Here is a 23,287-nt window from a genome sequence, read left to right on the forward strand (position 1 = left end):
AAAGCTTGAGTAATAGCAAAAATCGAAAGACGCTTAAGTTTGATGCGATTGAAACCTTAGTGAAGGTTCCAGAATTTAAACGCTTTAATCTCTTGCGTTCTCACACCCCTTCATTATACATGTAACCACTTACGATTCATACTTATTTAATTGTCCCAAGTCCTGTTTATCGATCACCGCCAATATTAAATTATTAACTAAAATCCTGACTTCCCGGCGAGCTTGAGGATGCTTCCCACTCTCTAAATAGTCCACTAACAGTTTAAAATGAGTGAAAAACAAAAGCTGGCCCTCTTCTTCTGGTAATGTCATTTCTCCAAAATCCGTTGTCAAAACACCTTTGATAATTCCCATCACTAATTGTTTGTAGTAGCGGTTTGGTTGCTGACTTAAAAGTAGCCCCAGGAGGTCCATTTCCAAACTAATGGTCCTTTCTTTGGCAACTTGACCAATTCCTTGAGAAATACGTTGAGTTTGTTCAGCTAATTCCTCAAAAGGCAGCTGACTGTGCTTCGTTTCAACCTGAAAAAGATACTGTATAAATAACAGTTCAAACACTTTTAATTGCTCCACATAAGTGGGTCCATCCAATTGTTTACTTAACACAATTGCTCCCTTGTATGGGATCAATTTAATGTAGCCTTCCCTTTCTAAAGTAAGCAAGGCACTGCGAACTGGCGAACGACTGACTCCAAGGTAATGAGCCACATCTTGTTCCACAATTTTACTATTTGGACCAAGGGCCCCTTCTTCTATCTGCTTCAATACATAATCATAAACTTTTTTCTCAGTTTTTTTTTTTCTCATAGGCTAACTCTTTTCTTTCATTCGCTACATCCAGTATAACAAATTTTTAAACATTAAGAAAAATAATTGAAATTCTCGTCATATTTTGACTCCAAAAGCTTTGACATGATTGTTAAATAAGATAAATACCGCCAAATCAGGGAAATTAATTCCTTGGTTTAGCGGTATTGATTTTTTCTTATCTTTTTATTTCTATTATCCTAAACCAACTCGTTCAAAGAGAGTCTCAACGTGTTTCATATGCCAGTTATAATCGAAGGCTTCGTCTAAATCAGCTTGATTTAATGACGACATGATAATCTCGTCTGCCTCTAAAAGAGGACGGAATTGCGTTTGATGATCCCAAGCGTAAGCCGTTTTTGGTTGCACTAGATCATAGGCTTCTTCTCGAGTCATTCCTTTATCAATTAATTGCAACAACACACGCTGGCTGTAAATCAATCCAAAGGTTGCATCCATATTTCGTTTCATATTCTCTGGAAAAACCGTTAAATTTTCAACGATTGTACTGAAACGTGTTAACATGTAATCAAGCAAAATAGTCGTATCGGGAATAATGATTCGCTCTGCTGATGAGTGAGAAATATCTCGCTCATGCCATAAGACCATATTGTCCATGGCTGTTAACACATGACCTCGAATAACTCGTGCTAATCCGGTCATATTTTCTGAACCAATGGGATTACGTTTGTGAGGCATGGCTGATGATCCCTTTTGTCCTTTGGCAAAAAATTCTTCCACTTCACGGGTTTCCGATTTTTGTAAACTCCGAATTTCAGTGGCAAATTTTTCAATACTGGTGGCAATAATCGCCATAGCCGAAATATATTCGGCATGTAAATCACGAGGCAACACTTGAGTGGAAATATCTTGAGCGCGAATCTCTAATTTATCACAGACATAAGCTTCCACAGCAGGGGGGGTATTAGCAAAAGTCCCAACTGCCCCACTGATTTTCCCAGCTTCAACACCTTTAGCAGCGTGCTCAAAACGCTCAATATTCCGAGTCATTTCAGAATACCACAAAGCTAATTTCAACCCAAAGGTAGTTGGTTCAGCATGAACGCCATGAGTTCTTCCCATCATCACTGTATATTTATGAGCTTTTGCTTTTTCGCCAATAATCTCAGTGAACTTGACTAAGTCACGACGCAAAATATCATTAGCTTGTTTTAGCAAATAACCGTAAGCTGTATCCACAACGTCAGTACTGGTTAAACCATAATGAACCCACTTACTCTCGTTGCCTAAAGACTCAGAGACAGCTCGCGTAAAAGCCACAACATCATGACGAGTTTCCTGTTCGATTTCTAAAATACGAGGAACGTTAAAGGTTGCATTTTCTCTGATTTTCACCACATCTTCTTGTGGGATTTCACCAAGATTTGCCCAAGCCTCTGCCGCCAAAATTTCAACTTCCAGCCAGGCATCGTAGCGATTATCATCTGTCCAAATATTCCCCATCTCCGGGCGTGTATAACGTTCAATCATTTAACTATCTCCTCTAATTTTATTAGTCGACTTTTGTTATCTGTATTCCGAATCCTTGTCCCAAATTTGAATCCCTTCAATATGAGCCAGTTCCGCCTCAACATCATCTGTTAAAATGGTAATATGTCCAACGGTATCTGTCTTACTTAAAGAGGTCGTTCCATAATAGTGATGGTACCAATTTTTCTCAAAAGGAATGTAGCTAATCGTTTCTATCAGTTGCTCACCTGCTACATTCATCATAATAGCATGTGAATAGAGTTTTATATCCGGCAATTGCCAGCCACAAATCCCACGGATGTGGGCATCAAATTGTGACAGATTGCTGGCCTCTAAGGAATAATGCCCAGCACTGTGTGGTCCTGGTGCCAGAGAATTGACATAAATCATGCCTGCCTCCGTAACAAACATTTCAATGGTTAAAATGCCTTGAACATTCAGTGTAACAGCAATATCATCAGCAATTCGATAAGCTTCCTCAGCTATTTCATTTGATAATTCCGCCGGCACAATGCCCTGAGCAAAACGGCCATCATGATGGTAACGAGTTTCCACAATGGGGAACTTCGAATAATCATGATTGCCATTACCTACAATCATGACAGTTATTTCTTTTTCAAAAGGAATCATTGCCTCCAGTATACAGGTTCCTTCTCTGACTAAAGGTAAGCATCCTCTTATATCAGAGATTCGTTTCATCACGTGCTGGCTTTCAGCCTTTCCTTGACCTCGGTCACCTTTTAAAATACACGGGAAACCAATTGCTTCAATATTTTTTTCAATATCACCAATCTGATTGATTTGCGCATAAGGCGCTATGTTAATATTGCTGGCATCCAAAAAAGTCCGTTCTAATAAGCGGTCCTGAGGAAATTCCAACAACTCTAAGCTTTGGGGAATTGAAACAAGTTCATCTATTTGACGAATCAACGAAAGATCGTTGTCTAAATGTTCAAAAGTTAAGACGTCACATTTTTCAGCCATCCGAACCATTGCCAGTTGATCGCTATGATCCGCAACAATCTGCCAGTCAGCTACTTCAGCAGCTGTACAGCCTTGTTCCGGGTCTAAAATACCAACGTGAAACCCTATGGATTTAGCTGATAGTGTCAATAACCGGGCTAAATGACCGCCACCAATTATGCCAATTGTCTGACCAGGTATAAATAATTCTGACAATGTCATCTCCTGCTTTCTTTAAGGCTAAATAAGGGCTAGTGTTGCCTTACTTCCTTAGTTTAACAATGGCAAGGCTCGGTGTCAAAACTTTCAGTCATATTTTAGACATTCTTTTTAAGAATAATTCAACTTAAGCCAGTCATAAATGCGAACTGAAGCTGTCCCACTCTGTGATAGGCTTCCAACTGTTTGTTAGCCTTAAACTGGTTTATCGGCTACCACTGGTTTTGTTTCCCCTAAATTTCCATAATTAAAAATAATATTTAAGATGATAGCAGTGAAACTACTCATTACAATGCCGTTGCCAGTAAACATTTGTAAAGCAGCTGGAAACTGTGAAAAGACCGTTGGCACAATATTGAAGCCAAGACCAAAACCTATGGAAATCGCAATTATCAACAAATTCTTTTCATTTGATAAATCGGATTTTGACAACATCTTCATCCCTTGTACGGCAACCATACCAAACATCACCAACATTCCTCCACCTAAAACTGGTTCAGGAATAATTTGAGCAACTGCCCCAACCTTTGGCAATAAACCTAAGGCTATCAGGAAAAAAGCTGAAAAGTAAATCGGGCGTCTAGAGCGAATACCAGACAATTGGACTAACCCAACATTTTGTGAGAAGCCTGTGTAAGGAAATGTGTTAAAGATTCCCCCAAGAATAACGGCTACCCCTTCTGCACGGTACCCTTTTTTTAATTCATCTTTGCCAATTTTTTGTCCAGTAATATCTCCAAGAGCAAAATAAACACCCGTAGATTCAACCATACTAACTATTGACACAATAATAATCAGTAGGATAGACATTAAATCAAACTCCGGCTTACCAAAGTAAAAGGGTTGTGGTAAATGCAACCAAGTGGCTTCTTTAACCGCAGAAAAATTAACCATTCCCGTTAATAATGCCACTAACGTTCCGCCTATCAAACCAACTAAGACTGAAATCGATCGGAAGAACCCTTGACCAAATGCCTGAACACCTAAAATAAGCGCAATCGTTAAAAAGGCCAATCCAACATTGCGTAAATCGCCAAAACCTTCTGCTCCTTGACTACCGCCACCAATTTTTTCAATGGCGACAGGAATTAAGGTTAATCCAATGACGGTAATTACCGTGCCTGTTACCACTGGTGGGAAAAACTTTTCAATTTTAGAAAAGACTCCAGAAATTACCACAATAAAGATTCCTGCCACAATAATAGCACCATACATGGCACCAATGCTTTTAGTCGAGCCGATTAAGATTAAGGGGGACACCGCTTGAATCGCACAGCCTAAAACAACTGGCAGTCCAATACCAAAATACTTATTAACAGTTAACTGCAATAAAGTTGCAATCCCGCACATAAAAATATCAATTGAGATCAGATAAGTCATTTCTTCAGTACTAAAACCGAGGCCTTGACCAATTAAGAGGGGAACAGCTACTGCCCCTGCATACATCGCTAATAAATGCTGTAACCCTAGGACCGCTGCTTTACCATTAGATGATTTTTCCATACTAATCTTCCTCCACAAACGCCACTTGGTTATTCTCCAGTGAGGCGATGCGGGCTAAGGACTCCACTCGAAGACCTTTGCTAATTAATAACTCACGACCATCTTGGAAAGATTTTTCAATCACAATACCAATACCGTTAACTTTAGCACCTGCTTGGCGACATAATTCCACTAAGCCAAGTGCAGCTTGACCATTTGCTAAAAAATCATCAATAATTAACACGTTGTCTTCCTCACTTAAAAATTTTTGAGAGATGGACACATTACTTGTGATCTGTTTGGTAAAAGAATAAACTTCTGCTGTCAGTAATTCTTCTTTCATCGTTAAACTTTTGGCCTTGCGAGCATAAATAACGGGAACTTCTAAAAATAAGCCAGTAAAGATAGCAGGTGCAATTCCGGAGGCTTCGATTGTCACCACTTTTGTTATCTTTTCACCTTTAAACAACTCAGCAAATTCTTTTCCAACAGCTTGCATTAACGCTGGATCAACTTGGTGAGTCAGAAAATTATCGACTTTTAATACACCATTTCCTAAAACTGTGCCATCTTGTTTGATTCTATTCTTTAAAATTTCCATCTTGTCCTCCTTAGATTTGAGTTGCTACTTATGAAAAAATACAAAAAGACCTGTTTCTGCTAGTTTATCCATAGCAAAAAAAGGTCTAAAATGCCTATTTTTGCTTATAGTCTAGTGTTTACGGCACCAGGTAGAGACGATCAACCAATTATGATCATATACAAGCTTGTAATTTTCAAAAAGTTTTCTTAATTATCTACCATATTCACCTATTTTTCAAGCCAATTCTTAATAATTTTTAATTTTCTCATCATATTATTAAGGTTTATCCTAACTCGATGTTAGATTATAGGCTAGATCGAGTTAATTGTAGCAAATAAGCCCCTCCATTGAAGAATAAATTAGCAAACATCAAAAAAAGAGCCAGGTTAATCCCCCAGCTCATTATCGTTATTTTTTTCTGCGACGAATTAAGATGATCAGGATTACGACTACAATAATAATTCCGCCAATAACTAGACCAGTTTTAGCAATTTCCTCACCTGTTTGAGGCAATGGTTGTAAACTGCTAGCATCTGCAACTATTGGCATTGAAACTAGCATGGACAATAATAAACCGCCAATAATCCCCTTTAACGCCTTGATTTGCTTTCTCATTCAATTAACTCCCTCTATCGTTCTAAACTATTAGTTACAGCCAGTTAAACTGATACCGCCAACTTTGACTGTTTAAACTCTTATTATACCACGAATCGATGACAGTTCAATATTCCACCCTAAAATTCAATCATACTTATTTAAGTTATAAGTCTCAATCACACCAATAATTTTTTGTTGATAATCTGGATCTGTTGCATAACCAGCATCTTGTAAAGCCTTGGCTGCTTCCAGATAGGTTTTGGCTTGGGTCACTCCTTGATAAAGATTAGGATTCCAATCTACCCCATTGACAAACAACAGGGCATGATCGTCCATTGACGCCTGCCAATTGGGATAGACACGAAAATCCGCTTTAATTTCAATCCACTTGCCATCAACAAACTCACTTGTGCCTAAGTTGACTTTATCGGCATCACCATATGCTTTGATTCCAAAAAGGTTACCGTAAGTCGCTGCTAGCTGACTTTGTCCCCAGTCAGATTCAAGAATAGCCTGACCTAAGATAATACTTGGCAAGATATTATGCTGCTGTTGAATCACTTGGGCATGGGGAGCTATTTCATCGATGAATAACTCTGATTGAGGCACTTGAGCCACTTCAGTTCGCTCATAACGCTCACTCAAAAGTGAGAGGCTCAAAACGAAGCAAAAAGTTAAAGCCAAGATAATCGCAATCCATAGAGTTAAGGATTGTTTCCAGTCTTTTTTTTGTTTTCGACGTTGATAACTAGGCCGCTTCGTCGCTCTTTTTTTCTGGTTTTTCATTATCTACCTGCTTCTTTTAATACATCTAAATACTCTTCTAATACTAATTGATGGGTTACCATATAGTTAGCACTCTCTTTACCAACATAACGCAAGTGCCAAGGCTCATAATTAATACCTGTTAGCCCTTCTTTATTTTTAGGGTAACGAATGATAAACCCATATTTGGCACAATTTTGATCAATCCACTTACCCGCTTCCGTTTCAAAAAAGCCCTCTTCTAAGCCGTTTCCCTGATCATACCAGACTTGATCAACTACATCGACTGCTAAGCCTGTATGGTGTTCACTGCCACCAGGATGGGTGACATATTCCTCAGCTTTTGTTTCGGCTTCTTTTTCAGTTAAACCACTTGTAAGATACTTTGTGACATCAGCATCAAAGACTGCCTGTTGGTCGGCCACTGAACGATAACTAGAAATAACGGTTAAGGAAAAACCAGCTTTAGCTGCGGCTTCCTCCATTTCATAATAAGCATCGTAAATCCGCTGATCTATTTGATAGCCGTTCTTCATGGTAGTTAATGTTTTAGGCTCTTCCATAATAAGATGATCATGATTCACTAATACAAGTTGCCAATCCGATCTCGACACATTTGGTAAGTCTTTATCAACCTTCTTAGTTGTCTGGGAACTTGTTGTCTCGGTTTTAGCGGGTATTGGCTCGGCTTCTTTCTTCTTATTAGTATCGGGAAAGAAAAAGACGATTACCATAAAGACCACTATTAAAATCGATAATATCCCGAATATTTTTTTGGTCATTAGATTCCTCACTCTTGATTATCGTTAGTCACATAGGTATCTGTTAAATTTTCATTGACCCATTCAAGCAAATCAACAGGCGAATCTTCGATTTGTTTTTGAATAAGGGCCGGTAAAGAAAACTCTAAAATATCATCGTATCCCCAAACACCATATTCCATTGAAACTTTTAAATTTATCATCTCTTTACTTTGCGCTCTAGGTGATTTAGAATACGTATCTTTTTGACTGATTAATTCAACTGTCGCCTCACCTGATTGTAACCACTTTTTAGCAATCAAGGATTTAACTCGTTTGTATTCCATCACCACATAATTACGTTTTTCAGGAAATAAAATAGTTTGTTTGATAATTTTCTGCATTAACATCCACTCATAGTCGGAAAATAGACTTTTAATTTTTTGCATTTCTTCTGGTTGTAAGGCAAGACTGCCTCGTTTCCACTCTTCCCATTGTTGCAGGGGTACTTCTAAATAATCGCTACAAAAGTGATTCTCTGAGTCAAATTGACTATGGACTCGATCGATAATGATTTTTACCATCGCTTGATGCATTTTTCCTCACCTCATTCTCTATTCTACAACGGTCGCTCAAAAAAAGCACCTTTCACCTATAATTTTAAGGAAAAGTTGAATTTTTTTCAAGTAACACGCAATTCTGCTATACTGATAGAGCATCCTTCCGTTATATCTGACCACTCGTCAGAGTCTTTGCAACTAATCTATTAAAAATATAAATGGAGTCGATTATATTAGGCTCTACTGGGAGGAATTTCATTATGCCACATTACCGTTGGGCCATTGTAGGTCTTGGTACCATTGCGACTCAATTTGCCGACACATTTAACCCCGAATTAGGGGAACTCTATGGCGCAGCCTCACGTCACTTAGAAAGGGCCCAAAGCTTTGCGGCCAAGCATCACATTAGCAAGGCTTTTGGGTCTTATGAAGAGCTATTTGCTGATCCCATGGTTGATATCGTTTATATCGCTACGCCTCACAATCATCACTTAGAGAGCATTATTCCAGCCTTGGAAAATGGTAAACATGTCCTTTGTGAGAAGGCCATCACCCTCAATTCAAAAGAATTAGCCCAGGCTAAACAGTTGGCTAGTGAAAAAGGCTTGATTTTAGCTGAAGCGATGACTATTTTTTATATGCCTTTATACTTAACACTCAGAGAGCGTATTAACACCGGAGAATTTGGTAAATTAAAAATGATTCAAGCTTCTTTTGGTAGCTTTAAGGAAGCTGATCCTACAAATCGCTTTTTTAATCCTGATTTAGCGGGGGGCGCTATTTTAGATATTGGAACCTATGCCCTGTCCTTTGTCCGATTCTTCTTATCGGCACAACCCACTTTTATTCAATCAACTATGGCCCCCTTTGAAACGGGTGTTGATGAACAATCGGTCACCATTCTGAGAAACGAGAACGATGAGATGGCTACAGTCGCCCTTACCTTTCAATCTAAGATGCCAAAACAAGGCATTGTCGCCTTTGAGAAAGCCTTTATTACCATTAACGAATTTCCACGTGCCGATACTGCTATGATTACTTATTTAGACGGCCAGATTGAAACGCTACAATCAGGTGAGGAAGCTCTCGCCCTTAACTACGAAGTCAGTAATATGACACAGTTTATTGATGGAACATTACCTAACGATTCCTTAAATTTGACCACTGATGTAGTGGCATTAATGGATCGCATGCGTGCTCAGTGGTAACTCAATGATACCTCTAAGACAAAAAACTCTCCTGGCTTAGTCCCAAGAGAGTTTCTTTTTTTGATTGTTAATCGTGTACTCGATTTTAATGTCAATAAACCGTTCAAATTCATTTAACAGTTGGTATAGACGGGCCCGATTTTCAAATTCCTCCCGAGTTATTGGCAAAGGGGCCTCCCGGTAATAAGCTAGGGTCGCCTCAATCCGTTTGCGAATTTCCAAGCCATTGTTTTCCTCAGCAAATGTTGTCGCTGAAAATACTAGCAATTCTCTGACTTGGGCTGTCTCTCCATGAAAGTAATCAATCTGACTGACTAGCTCATTCATCTTACTGAGAACATTGACTTGCAAACGTCGCATGGTAAAATAATTAAAATAATAATCATCATTGGTCAACAATTGATTATCGCCATGACGTTGAGCCGTCTCTTCGGCTTCGACTAATGCTACCACCACTTGACTTAATAAAGGATCACAAGATATAACGTCCCCATTTTTATCCAAATAATGACTCATTCCAAGCAGTAATTGACGTATTTTTTCATCTATCTTTTGCTGACTTTTTCGTAAGTCTCGGCTTATATCCGGCATATAACTATTCGCTAATAAGGCCAAACCGACACCAATAAATAATAAGCAGAATGCATTGCCAATCAAACTAAGCCCCAAGCTTTTTTCCACTAAATAATGTGTGACCAGCACTGAACTGACAGGAATCCCTTCTGACATCTTACCTTTGACGGCTAAAGGAATAAATAATAGTAGATAAATCCCAAAAGCCACGGCGTTAAAGCCAATTAACTTGAACGAACAAAACGCAATAACCGTGGCTAATCCCAAGGAACAAATTCGATAAAACCCTGTTTCAAAAGATGAGCGTTTTGTATTGGTCACACTTAGTATGGCAATTATGCCTGCTGAAGCAGGATAAAGTAGGCCTAATTGCTGGGCAATGAGGATCCCCACTGCGGCGCAAATCGCTGTTTTAATTGTTCTTAAGCCAATTTTTATTTTCACTTTTTTCAACTCCTAGCCCCTATAGAATAACATGCTTTAGCAAATAAGCCGAGGTATTTTATAACCTTTAAACGTAATTTTTTCAGTCATTTATGGTATGATATACAATAGAAACGTCAAGTTGCGTAAGAAAAATAGTTTAAAGGAGATTCTTAGATGAGCAAAAAACGACTTTTTAGTTTTCTATTGCTGCCACTTCTGTTACTGACAGCATGTGGTATTACAGAAGAACTGGAGCAAGCCAAAAATAATGTCGCTGATTTAAAATCAGCACTCACTGAACAAAGTGATAACTATCAACAACTCTCTGCCTACATTGAAGAAATTCCTGAGGCGTTTCAACTCGATCGTGAAGAAGATCCAGATATGGGCCTTTTTGCAGATGAAACTGGTGAAGTCTTCGATAACCTACAAGTCAGACAAGAGCTTCACAGTACCATGATTAACACACAAAAAAAGATTAAAAACATAAAGAAAGAACTAGATCGAATCGTCAAGAAAAATGGGGCCGACGTCAATAATAGTCAATTAACCATAATTAGTCGCAGCTTGGAAATTGTCACGAGCAATTTCGATTCTTTGTCCGTTTACGTCGAAACCAGCGTTTCTCAAGAGCAACAATTTTACGATGATTTGCCTATGAAAGAAGAAAACATGGATGATGAACTGTCCATTATCCAACGAACTTATGGCGCAATGGACATCGTCAGTGAGGAAGCTCAGGCAAACATTGATTACACTTTGAGCCTCATTAAGACTTTTGAAAAGGATGCTGCTCAAAGTAAGGAGCGAGGCAAATGATAGCTGGTCCCATAAGATTTGGTCTTCGAACCTTCAAAACTGCTTTAGCGGTTTTGTTGTGTATCCTATTATTTCAACTACTAGATCGGGATGCCCCCTTAATCGCGTGTTTAGCGGCCGTTTTCGCGATGAGGGAAGACGTTTCATCAACGATCCACTTTGGCTCTTATCGTATTATAGGAAACCTTGTAGGTGGTAGTCTAGCTTTAGTTTATATCTATATCTACAGGGCGTTGAATTACAACTTTTACGCTGAACTGGTTCTCATTCCCCTTTTCGTTATTGCGATTATTATTTTCTCAGATGCGCTTAACTTTAATCCTGGAATAGTTGGTGCTTGTGCGACCCTTTTTATTATCGTCCTAACAGTCCCCGAAACTGAAACCTTTTGGTACGCCATCTCCCGGATTATGGATACAGTTATTGGCACATTGGTTGCCCTTCTGGTCAATCGGTTTGTCAAACCACCTGAGGCAAAGATTGAACAAGATATGGTCTTAAACACGGATTATCGAGAAGAAGTTATCGCTCAGGAAAAAGAAATTGCTAAACTTAAAGAACAACTAGCTGAATATCAAAAACAAGATAAACAATAGCTAATAACAAAAAAAGGCTGCGAAAAATTTCGCAGTCCTTTTTTTGTTTAATCTTCTTTTGATTCTGTTACATTTACTACATTTTGACCATTCTTTTTCGCCATGTTTTGTAACATTTCTTTTAAGTCTAATCCAGTTGTTTCTTTTAATGTTTCTTGTGAAGAGGCTAATAGGTTTGTGGCATAATTTGTAATGCGGTTTGCGCCACTGCCTTCGCCACCTTGTCCGGTATCGACAACTGTAATTTTTTCGATATTACCCAATGGTTGTGACGCTTCCTTAACTAAACCTGGTAACATATCAATAACCATGCTCATAACGGCTGCATCGCCATATTGTTTAAAGGCTTCTGCAATTTTTTGTTTAGCTTCCGCTTCGGCAGTACCGCGAGCTAAAATAGCTTCGGCTTCAGCATTACCTTCTAAACGTACTTGTGACGCATTGGCTTCTGCCATCGCTTCAATTCTAAATTTCTCAGCTTCCGCTTCCGCAACATCACGTGCTTTAGAAGCTTGAGCTTCTTGTTCACGTGCATAACGATCCGCATCGGCTTTTTTCTTAACTTCTGAATCATATTGTTTTTCACGACGAATGATTTCTTTTTCTTCTAACTCAATTTGCTTTTGACGCTCGATGACTTTTACTTCCATCTCCTGAGCGATAACTTCTTGTTGAGCTTTTGCACTTTGCAAGTTGTAAGCCTGATCGGCTTTCGCTTTAGCCACATCCTGCTCTTCTTTGTACAATGCTAACTTCAGTTCTTTTTCTTTTGAGGCTTCAGCAATTTCAGTTTGACGTTCCAGCTCTGATTTTTGAGACTCTTTTTCAGCCTGTGCCCGTTTGATCCGCGTTTCTTTATCTGCTTCAGCTTCAGCAATATTAGCATCACGTTTGACTTGAGCGATTCTTGGTTTACCTAGTGAATCCAAGTAACCATTGTTATCACGTACTTCCTTAATAGTGAACGAAACGATGATTAATCCCATTTTAGCTAAGTCAACACTGGCAACTTCTTGCACACTTTGACTAAATTTATCGCGGTTTTGGTAAATCTCTTCAACTGTCATCGATCCTAAAATTGAGCGTAAGTGGCCTTCCAAAACTTCACGAGCTTCATTTTCGAGTTCATCTCGGGTTTTACTTAGGAACTGCTCGGCAGCCGTTGCGATTTCTTCTACAGATGAACCAATTTTGATGATAGATGTTCCATCTGCCATCACTGGTACGCCTTGTTCTGTGTAAACTTCTGGTGTTGAAACATCCAGTTTACTTGAAAGCAAGCTTAAACGGTTCGAACGCTGGAATACAGGTAAGACAAAAGCTCCGCCACCACGAACAATTTTCACTTTATTACCTGACTCATCCTGATGAACATTTTTACTTCCCAGATAACTCCCACTAATAATTAACGCTTCATCTGGTTTTGCCGTTTGATATTTCGTGATAAAGACCACTAATAACATTAATAGGATGAAAACCACTAATCCAATTGGTACTAACAATAACATTTTTTTTCCTCCTCTTTCTTATGAATCTGATTCTGATATGATTCTACAGAACCGCCTTCATATGAACCCTATTCCACCTTTAAAGGGATAGGGTGTTCAATCATTTAATAAAACTTTCTTCATAGGGCACCACATAACAGACTCGGTCTCTGATTTCGATAATTAAGACCAATTCGCCGTTAGCGATTCCAACCTCTTGAGGTTCATAGAAACTAGCCGGTCGTGTAATGGAACCCGTCACACTTTTAAATTGGACTTCCCCCATTCCTTTTAAGGGAATCGGTGTCACTACCGTTGCCGTACGCCCTTCAAGGTCTTTTTCAGTAGTTGAAATGGTGGCTTCTGAATTTCGTAGTGGTACTACAATATAAAAATTCAACAAGAACACAAGTAAAGTTGAGATGCCAGCCCCTATTAAGAAAACCATCAGGCTATTTCCAGCAAAAAATTTCTCACCGATATAACCAAATAGCGATGTAAATGCAACCCACGGAACGATTAACATTGGATCAATTGGTCCATCAAAATCAAAGATGTCACCAAAAATAAATAAGAGGACTGCTAAGCCAGCGCAAACAACTAACGCATAAAAATAAATCGTTTCTAAGGGATACCCACCTAGCATTATTCTCACTTCCTTTCTCTTCGTACCCTGTTATTCTATTTTACCAACCTTTGTAACAAAAATACAGTCAAATCGTAACAATTCTGTAAAAAATCAGTCTTTAGCCTTAGTTATATTTTAATCTTTATATCGTATCAACGCAATGTTTTTCGCTTACATTGGTTAAATAAACATTCTATTCTTATTATTCCCTTTGATTTGGCTCAACTCGTTCCTATCAAAAAAACATAGTGTGAGCCGCTTATTTTAAAGCTTTTCTCACACTATGTTAAATTAAATTTCATCCGTAATCACTAGCCCAATTTAGTTACTATTCTCTTACCAACCACTAACACTGTCAAAGCCAATACCAATAAGCCGGCTAACTGCCAATTATTACGACTGGCCCCCATTTGCGGCAATAGATGATAGCCCGCCGTAGTTAGCTTACCACCAGTGACACTTTTTGGAGGGATTGGCTGAGGTGTCGGTTTTGGTTTTGATGGTTCTGGTTTGACTGGTGCCCCACTATCGGTTGCCACAAAGCTCCATTCTGATGTGGTTAAATAACCATTATAGGTATTGTCCAAGCTGAGAGGGACCTCCAGATCAAGGTCAAACACTTCTTCTTGTCCTACTTGAAACTTGCCCAGTTCCGTTCCTGACTTCTCGGTCATTTGATGAATCTTACCAGAATATAAAATGGTCCTTCCCTTTCTTAAGGTCAAGCCTAACTGTTCCAAAAAAGCCAAATCCACAGGGTTTGTGCTAACCACACTCAGGCTAATTTCAACCTCTCGGTTACTATCATTTTTTACGATTAGTTTTTGCCGCACTTTATCTCCCGGCATCACGCCTTTAAATTTGGCTAATAAATCTTCAGATTGGAGTTGAAACTCGCCATCCTCCTGATAAGTCAGATAACTATCTTCCAACTCTGCTCCATGTCCTGTCAGAGGAAATAAACAGAAAAAACTGATTAGCAGGATTAGGATTGGCACATACGATTTTCTTAATTGCTTCATCCTTAAAACCTCCCTCAATACTTAGCTTCTTAGTTAATTTGGCCAACCTATAGCATCAGCAATTTTAGTGCCATTATGATCCGCTTGAATACCCGCTGCCGTCACATCCACATTAATTTTTTGATTACTAAAACGATTATCCGCTGCTAAATTTAATTTAACATGTTTGAAAAATGGGGCTGTTTCTGCTCCAGGTGCTAATTTTTCCTGGTAATAATAAAAACCGTCTTTCTCAACCCATTTACTTTGATAATCAACTTCGATTAAACGTAGTTCAGCAGGCTCAATATCTGTTCTTGGTACCACAAAACTTTTGGCTACCTTTATTCTCACCCAGGCAGCTTTATTTCCAACATTTTCAACTGACACCACACGGTTAATCTCGTCACCAGGCGCTAAAACCTCATTTCCTTGAACATAAGGTGCCCCTTTAGCATCTTCTTCGATTAAGGCAATCTTTACTTGACCAGTAGTAATGATTCCTTTTTTTGCCTGACTGTCGCTAAATAATGCTAACGTGGAGTAAACAGCCCCCGCTAATAGCGCTAACAATAAAACGACTCCCACTAGTTTCTTTTTCATTTTTTTTACTCCTTTCTAACTTAAGATAACAACCTTATTGTTAGTTAATTAGGTAGTTCCAGAGGAATGGTGACTAAAAGCAAGACTTATTTTGATTTTATTGCACCATTCTACTCCATCTCGACAAAGGTGGCTGCTCCCTTTTATCATGCCTCCCTCACTAATTATTTAGAAACTTCTGCCCAAGCTGCCGCTGCATCTGGGAACCCTGTCGCTTGAATCGCATATCCCGTAACAGTTATTTGGGCAGTTTTTAATTCTTCCAGATTTGCTGCTGTTAAGGTATTGGCAAAGGTTAGCTGTGTGAAGACTGGTGCTAAAGCCGTGACTGTTCCTTTAGTTGGAACAGTTGCCTGATAGGCATAGATTTTCTTATTCCCATCTGTTTTTAACAGTTTCCAGTCGGGACTGTAATTAATCGTGGCGGATGTGTCATATTTGACCAGGCTATCTGTAAATACTAATTCAGCAAAAACATAGGCAGTCTCACTATCTGCTGCTACCGCAATTGTTGGATCTTTATCTAAGACTACCCCTGGTGTGATTTTGTGGTTAGTAGCAGCTTCCCATTTTGGTTCGGTTAAGCTAATTCCCACTTTCCCAACTGTAAAGGTGTTTACTTTAGGTGATGTTTTATCTGTTAAATAAGCTAATGTCCCAGCAATTCCAAACATTAATAGTAAAGCAATTGTTAATATGCCTGCGAGTTTTTTCCGATTATTTGTCATGTTAATTCCCTCCAAATTTTATTTACTAGGGTCAAAGCCCCATAACTCCGTTACCGCTTCGATTGGTGACGATTGAACGCTTTGCGCCACCACTTCTAAAGTAAACACTTTGCCTTTGTACTCTTCTGCCAGCTGGGCCTTAGGTTTAGTTGACTTCACCAAGATCGGCGTTTGTGCCCCTGCTGCAACCGATTGGCGACAATACCAGAACCCGCCACTTTCAATCCAGTCAACTTCGTTAAACACAATCTCGTATGTATTTGCCGTCGCTAACCCAAGACTTTTAGTAGCCGTTTCATCTAGCCACTGAGGAACAAGTTTGACCCGAATAAACGCGTCAGTATTGCCAGTATTCGTGACCTTCACGTTTGTTTTTTGAGTTTGATCAAATTCCTCCTCAATTTCGTGAGCAACCTTACCAACAGTGAATTGATTAGCCCGCTCTTCTGTTTTAGCTAGCAGCCACGCTTGAGTCTTATTAACCAACATTAGCCCTGCTACTATTAGAATTACTACTAGTAATACCCGACTTTTAGACTGCTTTTTCATTTCATCTCCTCCCATCTGATGTGCTGATCCGCTGTTGTCGATTGGTCACTTAGAAAAAAGCGGCGACTGACATAACTGATTAACAAACCGATCGCCAGCATCAGCAATAACCACTGACTAAAACGCCCTTGTAAGAAGGCTAACCCATAACCGATATAAGGTAACCCAAGTGTCACCTTACCAATCACATCTTTTGCTAGAACAACTTGTCCATCTGGCTCTTTATTGGCATCTCCTTGGGTCCTAGCAAATCCCTCTCGTTGGTTAATTTCGATAATGCGGTGAGTAACAACCTTATTTTCCTTACCATGCCGACGAAAGGTAATCGGATCACCCGCCGTCAATTTTTCAAACTTCATCGGCTTTGTTAGAACTAGTCCGCCAACAGGGTAGGTGGGCTCCATAGAGCCAGAAAGAATGATAAAGACTGCTCTTCCTTGAGCCCGACCTAAGAGTAACAGTAATGTTAGAACAGCTAATGTTATCAATAACAATGAACTGATTTGATTAAGTAATGATTTCACCTTGTATCAGCTCGATTCTTTAATGGAGTGAATTTATTGACTACTTTACTTTCATCACTCAACCACTTAGAATTTTTTAGCGTATTTATAAACGTGACACTCCCTGGGTTCCGACTGGTAATTTGAAGCTCTTTTTGTTGATTATCAGCTTCATAACGACTAGACCATTGATTAATTTCTTTTATGGTGTAAGTTCCGGCTTTCAGTTGATTCAAGTCTGCTTGGCCCTTTTTCTGATTACCGTTTAAGGTAATCGTTTGGTAGTATGTCTCTGATTGATCTCCTTTTTTCCAAGTTATTTCAAATAAGAACGTCTCATCTCCAAATCCTCTTGGGGCTTCAGCCACAACTTCCTTATGAATCGTCAAGTAGCTAGCTAGGACATAAACAGTGAAATTGGCACCGACCGGCTTTGGATCATCTCCATAATCCGGGTTCACTTGACTGGTATACTGACTAATATCTTGATTATTTGCCTTTACTATCCAAAAATAATTCGTACTTACCTTTGGGCTCACAAGTGGCGTCTCTGACACCGTATTTCCAACTTTTCGTGGTTCAAAGGTTAATACTGGTTCTATTCCTTCTATTCCAGAAATTGTTGCCTGACTATTTTTCCAAGTAGAATTAACTTTCCGTTCTGCTAATGTCGTACTCTCACCGAGGTCAATTTGTTTGTTAGAACTGGTTACTTCTGGCCTAAAAATATAGATTTTAAACCCTTGAAGCGAATTAAACTTGGCGTTATTTGACAGTGTGACTTGATTAAGATTGGCATTAATCACTTCCTCAGACATTAGGTCTCGACTTTCAGTCACAGCTCCCGTAACCGTTGGCGCTTCCCCATTAAAACTAAGATGAGTAAGGTTTGCAGCTTCCGGATGTTGCCAGTTAGCAATTGTCGGCAACTTTTCTAACATATTCAAGCTATTCGTCAGATAAATTTTACGATCTGGTACCGTCAGAACTGGTTTAAAGACAAAAATTTTAGCTGTAGCAGACCTATTTATCGATGTGACACCAGGTGTTTCCAAAATCACAGGCACTACCGAATAACTGACCCGGTAACTCACATCTGCTGTTTCATTCCTGATAGCATCGATGGCAGTATCCTGAAAGATTGTACCGGCTAAAATGGTTTTTTCAGCCAGAATACTTGTGCCTTTTTCAATTTTGTATATGACATTAACATATCGATTATTTTTACCATTGAGTTTTGCAAGATTAGTATAAAAATTCCCAACCTGAGCACTGTTTCCTAAATATACCTTTTGATCCTTCACAACAATCCCGCCATCTTTCAAAGGGATGTTAACTTTTGGTATGTCGAACGTTTTTACCAATTGTTCCACACCTTCACTTGTGGTATACGCTCCTGAAAGCCCCTCATTGGTCATCACCTGATTTCCACCCAGAAACTCGTCCTGAATTTTTACTGAAAAACGAATAATCAGTTTATTATTTTTCGACGCTTCCGTCGGTGTATTGCCATTAAAAATAACCGGGTCTAAGGTTACATTTTTTACATCAACCGTTCTCGTATTGGTCCCATAAGTTACTAAAGCATTTGAGTCTGGGACTAACGTAGGCGCATAACTCCATGCTTTATAAACCTTAACGGTACTTAAATCAATTGAGGTAGCCGCACTTGCGAAAAAGGGTTCCTCTGTTAAGACATCACGAATCGTTAGATTATCGATTTTACCAATCTCCGTGGCAATTGATTGGAAAATACTTGATAAGCCTCCTGCAGTCGTTGTGGTTAAATAGTAGTTGGCTCCTTTTGGATTAACCGCTCCAAGATCAAGGGTTAGCTTATATTTGCTTGGGTTAGCCACAGTTGCATTCGGATAGTTACTGGATATACCATTTAGCATACTGTTAGGAATATCAGCAGAACTGGTGCTTCCCGGTGCAGCATCTTTTTGTATCCCAATACTGTAGACAGTTGCACCTAAGTTTTGTTTTATTCGTCTGGCGACATTAACGGCATTACCAGCAATTTGTTCAATTGTTGAGTCACTATCTGCGGGCTCACCATCTGTAAACAAAATAACCACTTGGTTCGCCTTGCGATTCGGAACTGCCTTGTTAGATGTCACCACTGCTTCAGCAGCTTCAAGTCCCTTATCTTGCCTAGTGGCACTGGCCGTCGTTAGTCCGTTTACTGTTCCCTTAAAGCCAGTTACATTTTGGGCATTATTTGTCTTGTAAGTTGTCTGATAAGTTGTTGCAGATCTGGCATAGGTCACTAGCCGCATCGTATGATACTGATTGGTTCCCAATTTTTTTTGAGATTCTGCCATAGCATCAGCGAAACCGGTCACCGCTGATTTTAGTGCATCTAAGCGGGTTCTATTATTCGTAAAATAATCATCCATACTATAAGAAATATCTAGAACAAATACAACATCAACTTCTGAGTTACTTGTAACAATTTCTCCTTTCGCATAAGCTTCCAACTGGAAATCAACTGCATTTTGCTGCTCATTATAGGTAGCTGTTTTGTTTAAAATCAAGTTGCTTTCAGCTGCAAGATCCAACGTATTGGACAATGGTCCTGCTTTCAAAAAATCAGTAGCGGCGCCTATTAAAGACTCTTCTTGAAATTCATCACTGCTTTCAGTGGTTTCATTTATTTTTTGACTGGTATCAAAACTAGTCTCTTGGCTGTCTGACAGGCTGTTTTGCTCAATCGGTTGTGCTGGCTCACTGTTGCTTTCATTAACCATGGCTTGACTTTCCTCAGTTTTTTCCAGATTTTCTAAACTTCTTATTTGCTCATCCCTTAGTTCCCCTTTCACTCGCTCACGTTCAACATCAGTCAAATTTTTTAAATACGTCGATAACTCTTCGCCAATTAATTGAGTGCTGGCTTCCTTTTTTGATATAATCACTGGCGCTTGTACCATGGTCTCAGCTACCACACTAAAAGGCATTAATTGTAGTGTCAATGTCAACATGACCAACAGTTTCACTATGAGATTGACTTGTCTCTTCATCTTCTTCACTCCATTCTCCTGTGTACTTGTACCATTTACTGTTAGTTCAGCTCGTCTTCTTTGACGATTACTACCTATAGTGTAAAAAATAGTCTTCACTCTCACAATCACCTGACAGTTAGGTTTCGTTTAATTATTATTTTCACAATAGTCTGACAATTTATCGTTTAACGCTATTTTTTTATAAAAAAGGTGAGGTTTCGCCTCTAATAACCCTCCTATAATAGACTTTCTACTCATTTAACGATTCAAAATGTGTTCTTTTATTAATAAGTTAGATATAATTCTTCATAACAAGATGCTTTGTTTTTTAAGGTTGTTGGAGTCCCAGTTTATATTATAAGGAGGTTGGTATCAGATGAATAAAAAGTATATACAAAATGAAAAATTGTTATTCGACACTCTTCCCGTTAATTTTTTGCCCCGCCGTCACATTATCCATGCTCTCAATGATACTGAAGATAAGCGTATTATTTTATTTCAAGCACCTGGTGGATACGGCAAAACCAGTTCAACCGTTCATTGGTTAAATAACCGAAATGAGCCTGTTTTATGGGTGTCATTGGACGAATACGATAACTTACCTACCTTGTTTTACAAACTGTGTAGCCAGGCTCTTTTAGGGGCGCAACCAGATAATTGTGCTCTGGCAGAAATCGTCAATCATTCTGATTTCCCCTCATCCCCTGTTGAATTTATGATATTAGCTCTGGCAGCCTTCAAAACTGAAGAACAACCTTATACAATGGTCCTCGATGATTTTCATTTTATTACCAATCCTAAAATATTAAAGTCTCTTCCTTTTGTCTTAAAGCGATTGTCATTATCCACAAAAATCATTTTACTCAGTCGTGCAGCCATGCCTCTTGAAATTGAGGAACATTACCGTCCAGAAAAAATCCTTAAACTGACCGCTGAGGACTTGGCATTCACAAAAGATGAAATTGTAAATTTTTATCACTTGATGGGTAAGCCTGTTTCCAGTGAAGAAATTGGCCTCATTTATACGCAAACAAACGGATGGCCAATTGCCATTCAATCCCTTGCGGTTAGTCCCGTTCAGTTAACCTCTCCTCTAAATCAAACGAACCGTCTGGCCACCTTTATTGAAGGTCAAATGTGGGAGAAGTGGCCGACTAGCACCCAAGACTTTTTATTAAAGTTGTCCATAGTCGGTGAAATCACCTCAAATATCGCTTGCTTATTAACTGAGAATACTGAAAGTGATTCTCTTTTAAGGGAGTTATCCTCCCAAAGTATGCTAATCCATCAAACTAATGAAAACTCTTATCGTTTTCATCATTTATTTCAAGACTTTTTACGAGGGAAACTTCAAGCCGCTCAACATCTCAATCTTTCCAGCCTTTATCAAACTTTGACTCGTCATTACCTTGAAATTGGGGATATTTTTAATGCTCGACATGCTGCGATCAACAGCCTTGATGAAAATTTAATGATTGCCAGCCTTATGAATACGTCTAAATACATTGATTACAAAACTAGTATCGAGGAATATGTGGATACGGTTCTTAAATTTCAAGCACAAAACTTGCCACTATCAATTTACGAGCGAGAGCCTAGCTTTCATATAATACCTGCCTGGTATTATTATTTAACTGGAAAAGCCACTAAAATGAGTCAACATGTAGATCAGTTATTAATCCATTTCGAACAAATTGCCACCACATCACCTTTATTTATCCCTGAAATAATCTTAATTCTAGGTCTTGATCCACGACAACCCCTATTAGAAAAGATTAACGCCATTACTCAGGTCTTTAGTTTACCTGAGAAACTACCAAAACCTGAAAACAGCAAAGAACTTTCTTTGACTCTTCAGTTGCCTTTTTTACACCGCGGGTTGCTTGATTATTCTGAATTGGCAAATGAGGTCACTTTTTTGGCAGTTCGTCCCCATTTCGAAGTGTTGTTGCAAGATCAAGCCGACGAAACGCTAGACTGTGTCTATGGTGGCCTTCAATTAGAACGCAATGATCTAATCACCGCCTCTCAGTATATCTATCAAGCACTCTCAAAAGTCACTGATGAAACGAATCATGAATTTTATTTTTCAATCTCCATGCATTTATTACAACTCCACTACTTAAGTGGGGACGATGACTATTTTCGACAGAGTAAAAACCAATTAAAACAATGGTTAAAAGAGACCAATAATTACTATTTATATCCTAACTTCGCCGCCTTTAATTCCCGTCTAGCGATTTGGGAAGGTGATCAACAACAGGCAGATGCTTGGCTAAAAAGTTATTATGTGACGGAAGTTTCTCAAATTGAGCTCTATAAATTTTACCAACACTTAACCACTATCCGGGCCCATATTTTACTTGATCATCGTCATGAAGCCCTCCTTTTATCTGAACGAATGTTACGTTATACTCAAGATTTTAAACGCCCTGCTGACGAAGCCGAAGTAACGGTTCTCCAAGCCATTGTTTACTGGCGCCTGGGCAATCAAAAACAAGCTTTAAAAATGATAGAAGACATTCTAAACAAAAGCCTCCCATTTCATTTTGTTCGCATTTTTGCAGATGAAGGTGCAGCGATTTTACCTATTCTTAAAAAGCTAAAAAATCAACTCAACCAAACCAACGGGTCATCGAATGAATTCCAACATTATCTGAGTGAAATTATCCTTGTTGCAACCCAAGTATCATTAAAGCGGTCGGGAATATTGCCACCAATGTCAACTGAAACAGTCCGCCTATCGAAGCAGCAGTTGCGCATGGTTGAGCTATTAGCTGCCGGTCATAAATTTAATGAAATTGTTGACATTACAGGCTTATCGATTAATACTATCCGGGCTCATGTCAATCTGGCTTATCAGAAACTAGGTGTCAATAACAGCAAAGAAGCTGTCTTAAAAGCTAAAGAACTAAAAGTTATTGCTTAAAAAAAAGACGAGTCCAGCATTTTTG

22 protein-coding genes and 1 riboswitch are annotated in these 23,287 nt (G+C 39.0%); of the genes, 4 read left to right on the plus strand and 18 right to left on the minus strand.

The genetic code is table 11. The annotated features are described in order from the left end of the window. Positions 1–129: 129 nt before the first annotated feature. From RWN13_RS02495 to RWN13_RS02535, 9 genes are all read right to left on the minus strand, one after another. Positions 130–807 (minus strand): GntR family transcriptional regulator, encoded by a 678-nt coding sequence (locus tag RWN13_RS02495; protein WP_314060150.1) that lies wholly within the window; start codon positions 805–807, stop codon positions 130–132. 195 nt (positions 808–1,002) lie between these two features. Then, positions 1,003–2,298: an adenylosuccinate lyase gene (purB, locus tag RWN13_RS02500; RefSeq protein ID WP_314060152.1), complete on the minus strand. Its 1,296-nt coding sequence runs from the start codon at positions 2,296–2,298 to the stop codon at positions 1,003–1,005. Positions 2,299–2,334: 36 nt separating this feature from the next. Next, on the minus strand, positions 2,335–3,477 hold the full coding sequence (purK, locus tag RWN13_RS02505) for a 5-(carboxyamino)imidazole ribonucleotide synthase (RefSeq protein WP_314060154.1): 1,143 nt from the start codon (positions 3,475–3,477) through the stop codon (positions 2,335–2,337). 198 nt (positions 3,478–3,675) lie between these two features. Continuing rightward, positions 3,676–4,983, minus strand: a complete 1,308-nt coding sequence (locus RWN13_RS02510; protein ID WP_314060156.1) for a nucleobase:cation symporter-2 family protein — start codon at positions 4,981–4,983, stop codon at positions 3,676–3,678. 1 nt (position 4,984) lies between these two features. After that, entirely contained in the window at positions 4,985–5,563 is a 579-nt protein-coding gene (locus RWN13_RS02515; protein WP_314060158.1) for a xanthine phosphoribosyltransferase, read from the minus strand. Positions 5,564–5,650: 87 nt separating this feature from the next. Beyond that, a riboswitch (purine riboswitch) is annotated at positions 5,651–5,747 on the minus strand. 206 nt (positions 5,748–5,953) lie between these two features. After that, a complete protein-coding gene (locus tag RWN13_RS02520) occupies positions 5,954–6,160 on the minus strand; it encodes an LPXTG cell wall anchor domain-containing protein (RefSeq protein ID WP_314060161.1) in 207 nt (68 codons plus the stop codon). Between the two features lie 126 nt (positions 6,161–6,286). After that, entirely contained in the window at positions 6,287–6,928 is a 642-nt protein-coding gene (locus RWN13_RS02525) for a glycoside hydrolase family 73 protein (protein WP_314060165.1), read from the minus strand. Beyond that, positions 6,928–7,689 (minus strand): M15 family metallopeptidase, encoded by a 762-nt coding sequence (locus RWN13_RS02530; RefSeq protein WP_314060166.1) that lies wholly within the window; start codon positions 7,687–7,689, stop codon positions 6,928–6,930. Before RWN13_RS02530 ends, RWN13_RS02525 begins: the two co-directional genes overlap by 1 nt. Positions 7,690–7,697: 8 nt before the next feature. Beyond that, positions 7,698–8,243, minus strand: coding sequence for a hypothetical protein (locus RWN13_RS02535; RefSeq protein ID WP_314060169.1), 546 nt, complete (start codon positions 8,241–8,243; stop codon positions 7,698–7,700). A 224-nt stretch (positions 8,244–8,467) separates the two neighbouring features. Here RWN13_RS02535 and RWN13_RS02540 point away from each other — a divergent pair, with 224 nt between their 5' ends. Further along, entirely contained in the window at positions 8,468–9,415 is a 948-nt protein-coding gene (locus RWN13_RS02540; RefSeq protein ID WP_314060171.1) for a Gfo/Idh/MocA family oxidoreductase, read from the plus strand. Between the two features lie 36 nt (positions 9,416–9,451). Here the strand turns inward: RWN13_RS02540 and RWN13_RS02545 are convergent, their stop codons facing one another. Beyond that, positions 9,452–10,432: an aromatic acid exporter family protein gene (locus RWN13_RS02545; RefSeq protein ID WP_314060173.1), complete on the minus strand. Its 981-nt coding sequence runs from the start codon at positions 10,430–10,432 to the stop codon at positions 9,452–9,454. 156 nt (positions 10,433–10,588) lie between these two features. On the opposite strand from RWN13_RS02545, the gene RWN13_RS02550 reads away from it, so the two are divergent. Together RWN13_RS02550 and RWN13_RS02555 are read left to right on the plus strand one after the other, a co-directional pair. Next, positions 10,589–11,233, plus strand: coding sequence for a hypothetical protein (locus tag RWN13_RS02550; RefSeq protein WP_314060176.1), 645 nt, complete (start codon positions 10,589–10,591; stop codon positions 11,231–11,233). Further along, on the plus strand, positions 11,230–11,829 hold the full coding sequence (locus RWN13_RS02555) for an aromatic acid exporter family protein (protein ID WP_314060179.1): 600 nt from the start codon (positions 11,230–11,232) through the stop codon (positions 11,827–11,829). The genes RWN13_RS02550 and RWN13_RS02555 overlap by 4 nt, the downstream gene beginning before the upstream one ends. A gap of 47 nt (positions 11,830–11,876) precedes the next feature. On the opposite strand, the gene RWN13_RS02560 is transcribed toward RWN13_RS02555, so the two are convergent. From RWN13_RS02560 to RWN13_RS02595, 8 genes are all read right to left on the minus strand, one after another. Next, positions 11,877–13,337 carry a flotillin family protein gene (locus RWN13_RS02560; protein WP_314060182.1) on the minus strand — a complete coding sequence of 487 codons (1,461 nt, stop codon included), beginning with the start codon at positions 13,335–13,337 and terminating at the stop codon, positions 11,877–11,879. Positions 13,338–13,437: 100 nt separating this feature from the next. Beyond that, positions 13,438–13,962: an NfeD family protein gene (locus tag RWN13_RS02565; protein WP_314060184.1), complete on the minus strand. Its 525-nt coding sequence runs from the start codon at positions 13,960–13,962 to the stop codon at positions 13,438–13,440. A gap of 293 nt (positions 13,963–14,255) precedes the next feature. After that, positions 14,256–14,966, minus strand: coding sequence for a hypothetical protein (locus RWN13_RS02570; RefSeq protein ID WP_314060187.1), 711 nt, complete (start codon positions 14,964–14,966; stop codon positions 14,256–14,258). A 33-nt stretch (positions 14,967–14,999) separates the two neighbouring features. Continuing rightward, on the minus strand, positions 15,000–15,548 hold the full coding sequence (locus RWN13_RS02575) for a hypothetical protein (protein ID WP_314060190.1): 549 nt from the start codon (positions 15,546–15,548) through the stop codon (positions 15,000–15,002). Between the two features lie 164 nt (positions 15,549–15,712). Then, on the minus strand, positions 15,713–16,276 hold the full coding sequence (locus RWN13_RS02580) for a SipW-dependent-type signal peptide-containing protein (RefSeq protein ID WP_314060193.1): 564 nt from the start codon (positions 16,274–16,276) through the stop codon (positions 15,713–15,715). Between the two features lie 18 nt (positions 16,277–16,294). Beyond that, positions 16,295–16,825 carry a hypothetical protein gene (locus RWN13_RS02585; protein ID WP_314060196.1) on the minus strand — a complete coding sequence of 177 codons (531 nt, stop codon included), beginning with the start codon at positions 16,823–16,825 and terminating at the stop codon, positions 16,295–16,297. Next, positions 16,822–17,349, minus strand: a complete 528-nt coding sequence (locus tag RWN13_RS02590; RefSeq protein WP_314060198.1) for a signal peptidase I — start codon at positions 17,347–17,349, stop codon at positions 16,822–16,824. The genes RWN13_RS02585 and RWN13_RS02590 overlap by 4 nt, the downstream gene beginning before the upstream one ends. Beyond that, positions 17,346–20,351, minus strand: coding sequence for a VWA domain-containing protein (locus RWN13_RS02595; RefSeq protein WP_314060200.1), 3,006 nt, complete (start codon positions 20,349–20,351; stop codon positions 17,346–17,348). Before RWN13_RS02595 ends, RWN13_RS02590 begins: the two co-directional genes overlap by 4 nt. 358 nt (positions 20,352–20,709) lie before the next feature. On the opposite strand from RWN13_RS02595, the gene RWN13_RS02600 reads away from it, so the two are divergent. Beyond that, positions 20,710–23,262 carry a LuxR C-terminal-related transcriptional regulator gene (locus RWN13_RS02600; protein ID WP_314060203.1) on the plus strand — a complete coding sequence of 851 codons (2,553 nt, stop codon included), beginning with the start codon at positions 20,710–20,712 and terminating at the stop codon, positions 23,260–23,262. The last annotated feature ends 25 nt before the right edge of the window (positions 23,263–23,287 follow it).

Origin of the sequence: uncultured Vagococcus sp., from assembly GCF_963518325.1 — a bacterium.
Classification (GTDB): domain Bacteria; phylum Bacillota; class Bacilli; order Lactobacillales; family Vagococcaceae; genus Vagococcus_D.

What these genes read in the sequence shown, in the direction of transcription:
- RWN13_RS02495 (WP_314060150.1), bottom strand. Translation starts at nt 807, where the DNA reads ATGAGAAAAAAAAAAACTGAGAAAAAAGTTTATGATTATGTATTGAAG.
- purB (WP_314060152.1), bottom strand. Translation starts at nt 2,298, where the DNA reads ATGATTGAACGTTATACACGCCCGGAGATGGGGAATATTTGGACAGAT.
- RWN13_RS02510 (WP_314060156.1), bottom strand. Translation starts at nt 4,983, where the DNA reads ATGGAAAAATCATCTAATGGTAAAGCAGCGGTCCTAGGGTTACAGCAT.
- RWN13_RS02515 (WP_314060158.1), bottom strand. Translation starts at nt 5,563, where the DNA reads ATGGAAATTTTAAAGAATAGAATCAAACAAGATGGCACAGTTTTAGGA.
- RWN13_RS02520 (WP_314060161.1), bottom strand. Translation starts at nt 6,160, where the DNA reads ATGAGAAAGCAAATCAAGGCGTTAAAGGGGATTATTGGCGGTTTATTA.
- RWN13_RS02525 (WP_314060165.1), bottom strand. Translation starts at nt 6,928, where the DNA reads ATGAAAAACCAGAAAAAAAGAGCGACGAAGCGGCCTAGTTATCAACGT.
- RWN13_RS02530 (WP_314060166.1), bottom strand. Translation starts at nt 7,689, where the DNA reads ATGACCAAAAAAATATTCGGGATATTATCGATTTTAATAGTGGTCTTT.
- RWN13_RS02535 (WP_314060169.1), bottom strand. Translation starts at nt 8,243, where the DNA reads ATGCATCAAGCGATGGTAAAAATCATTATCGATCGAGTCCATAGTCAA.
- RWN13_RS02540 (WP_314060171.1), top strand. Translation starts at nt 8,468, where the DNA reads ATGCCACATTACCGTTGGGCCATTGTAGGTCTTGGTACCATTGCGACT.
- RWN13_RS02550 (WP_314060176.1), top strand. Translation starts at nt 10,589, where the DNA reads ATGAGCAAAAAACGACTTTTTAGTTTTCTATTGCTGCCACTTCTGTTA.
- RWN13_RS02555 (WP_314060179.1), top strand. Translation starts at nt 11,230, where the DNA reads ATGATAGCTGGTCCCATAAGATTTGGTCTTCGAACCTTCAAAACTGCT.
- RWN13_RS02560 (WP_314060182.1), bottom strand. Translation starts at nt 13,337, where the DNA reads ATGTTATTGTTAGTACCAATTGGATTAGTGGTTTTCATCCTATTAATG.
- RWN13_RS02565 (WP_314060184.1), bottom strand. Translation starts at nt 13,962, where the DNA reads ATGCTAGGTGGGTATCCCTTAGAAACGATTTATTTTTATGCGTTAGTT.
- RWN13_RS02570 (WP_314060187.1), bottom strand. Translation starts at nt 14,966, where the DNA reads ATGAAGCAATTAAGAAAATCGTATGTGCCAATCCTAATCCTGCTAATC.
- RWN13_RS02575 (WP_314060190.1), bottom strand. Translation starts at nt 15,548, where the DNA reads ATGAAAAAGAAACTAGTGGGAGTCGTTTTATTGTTAGCGCTATTAGCG.
- RWN13_RS02580 (WP_314060193.1), bottom strand. Translation starts at nt 16,276, where the DNA reads ATGACAAATAATCGGAAAAAACTCGCAGGCATATTAACAATTGCTTTA.
- RWN13_RS02585 (WP_314060196.1), bottom strand. Translation starts at nt 16,825, where the DNA reads ATGAAAAAGCAGTCTAAAAGTCGGGTATTACTAGTAGTAATTCTAATA.
- RWN13_RS02595 (WP_314060200.1), bottom strand. Translation starts at nt 20,351, where the DNA reads ATGAAGAGACAAGTCAATCTCATAGTGAAACTGTTGGTCATGTTGACA.
- RWN13_RS02600 (WP_314060203.1), top strand. Translation starts at nt 20,710, where the DNA reads ATGAATAAAAAGTATATACAAAATGAAAAATTGTTATTCGACACTCTT.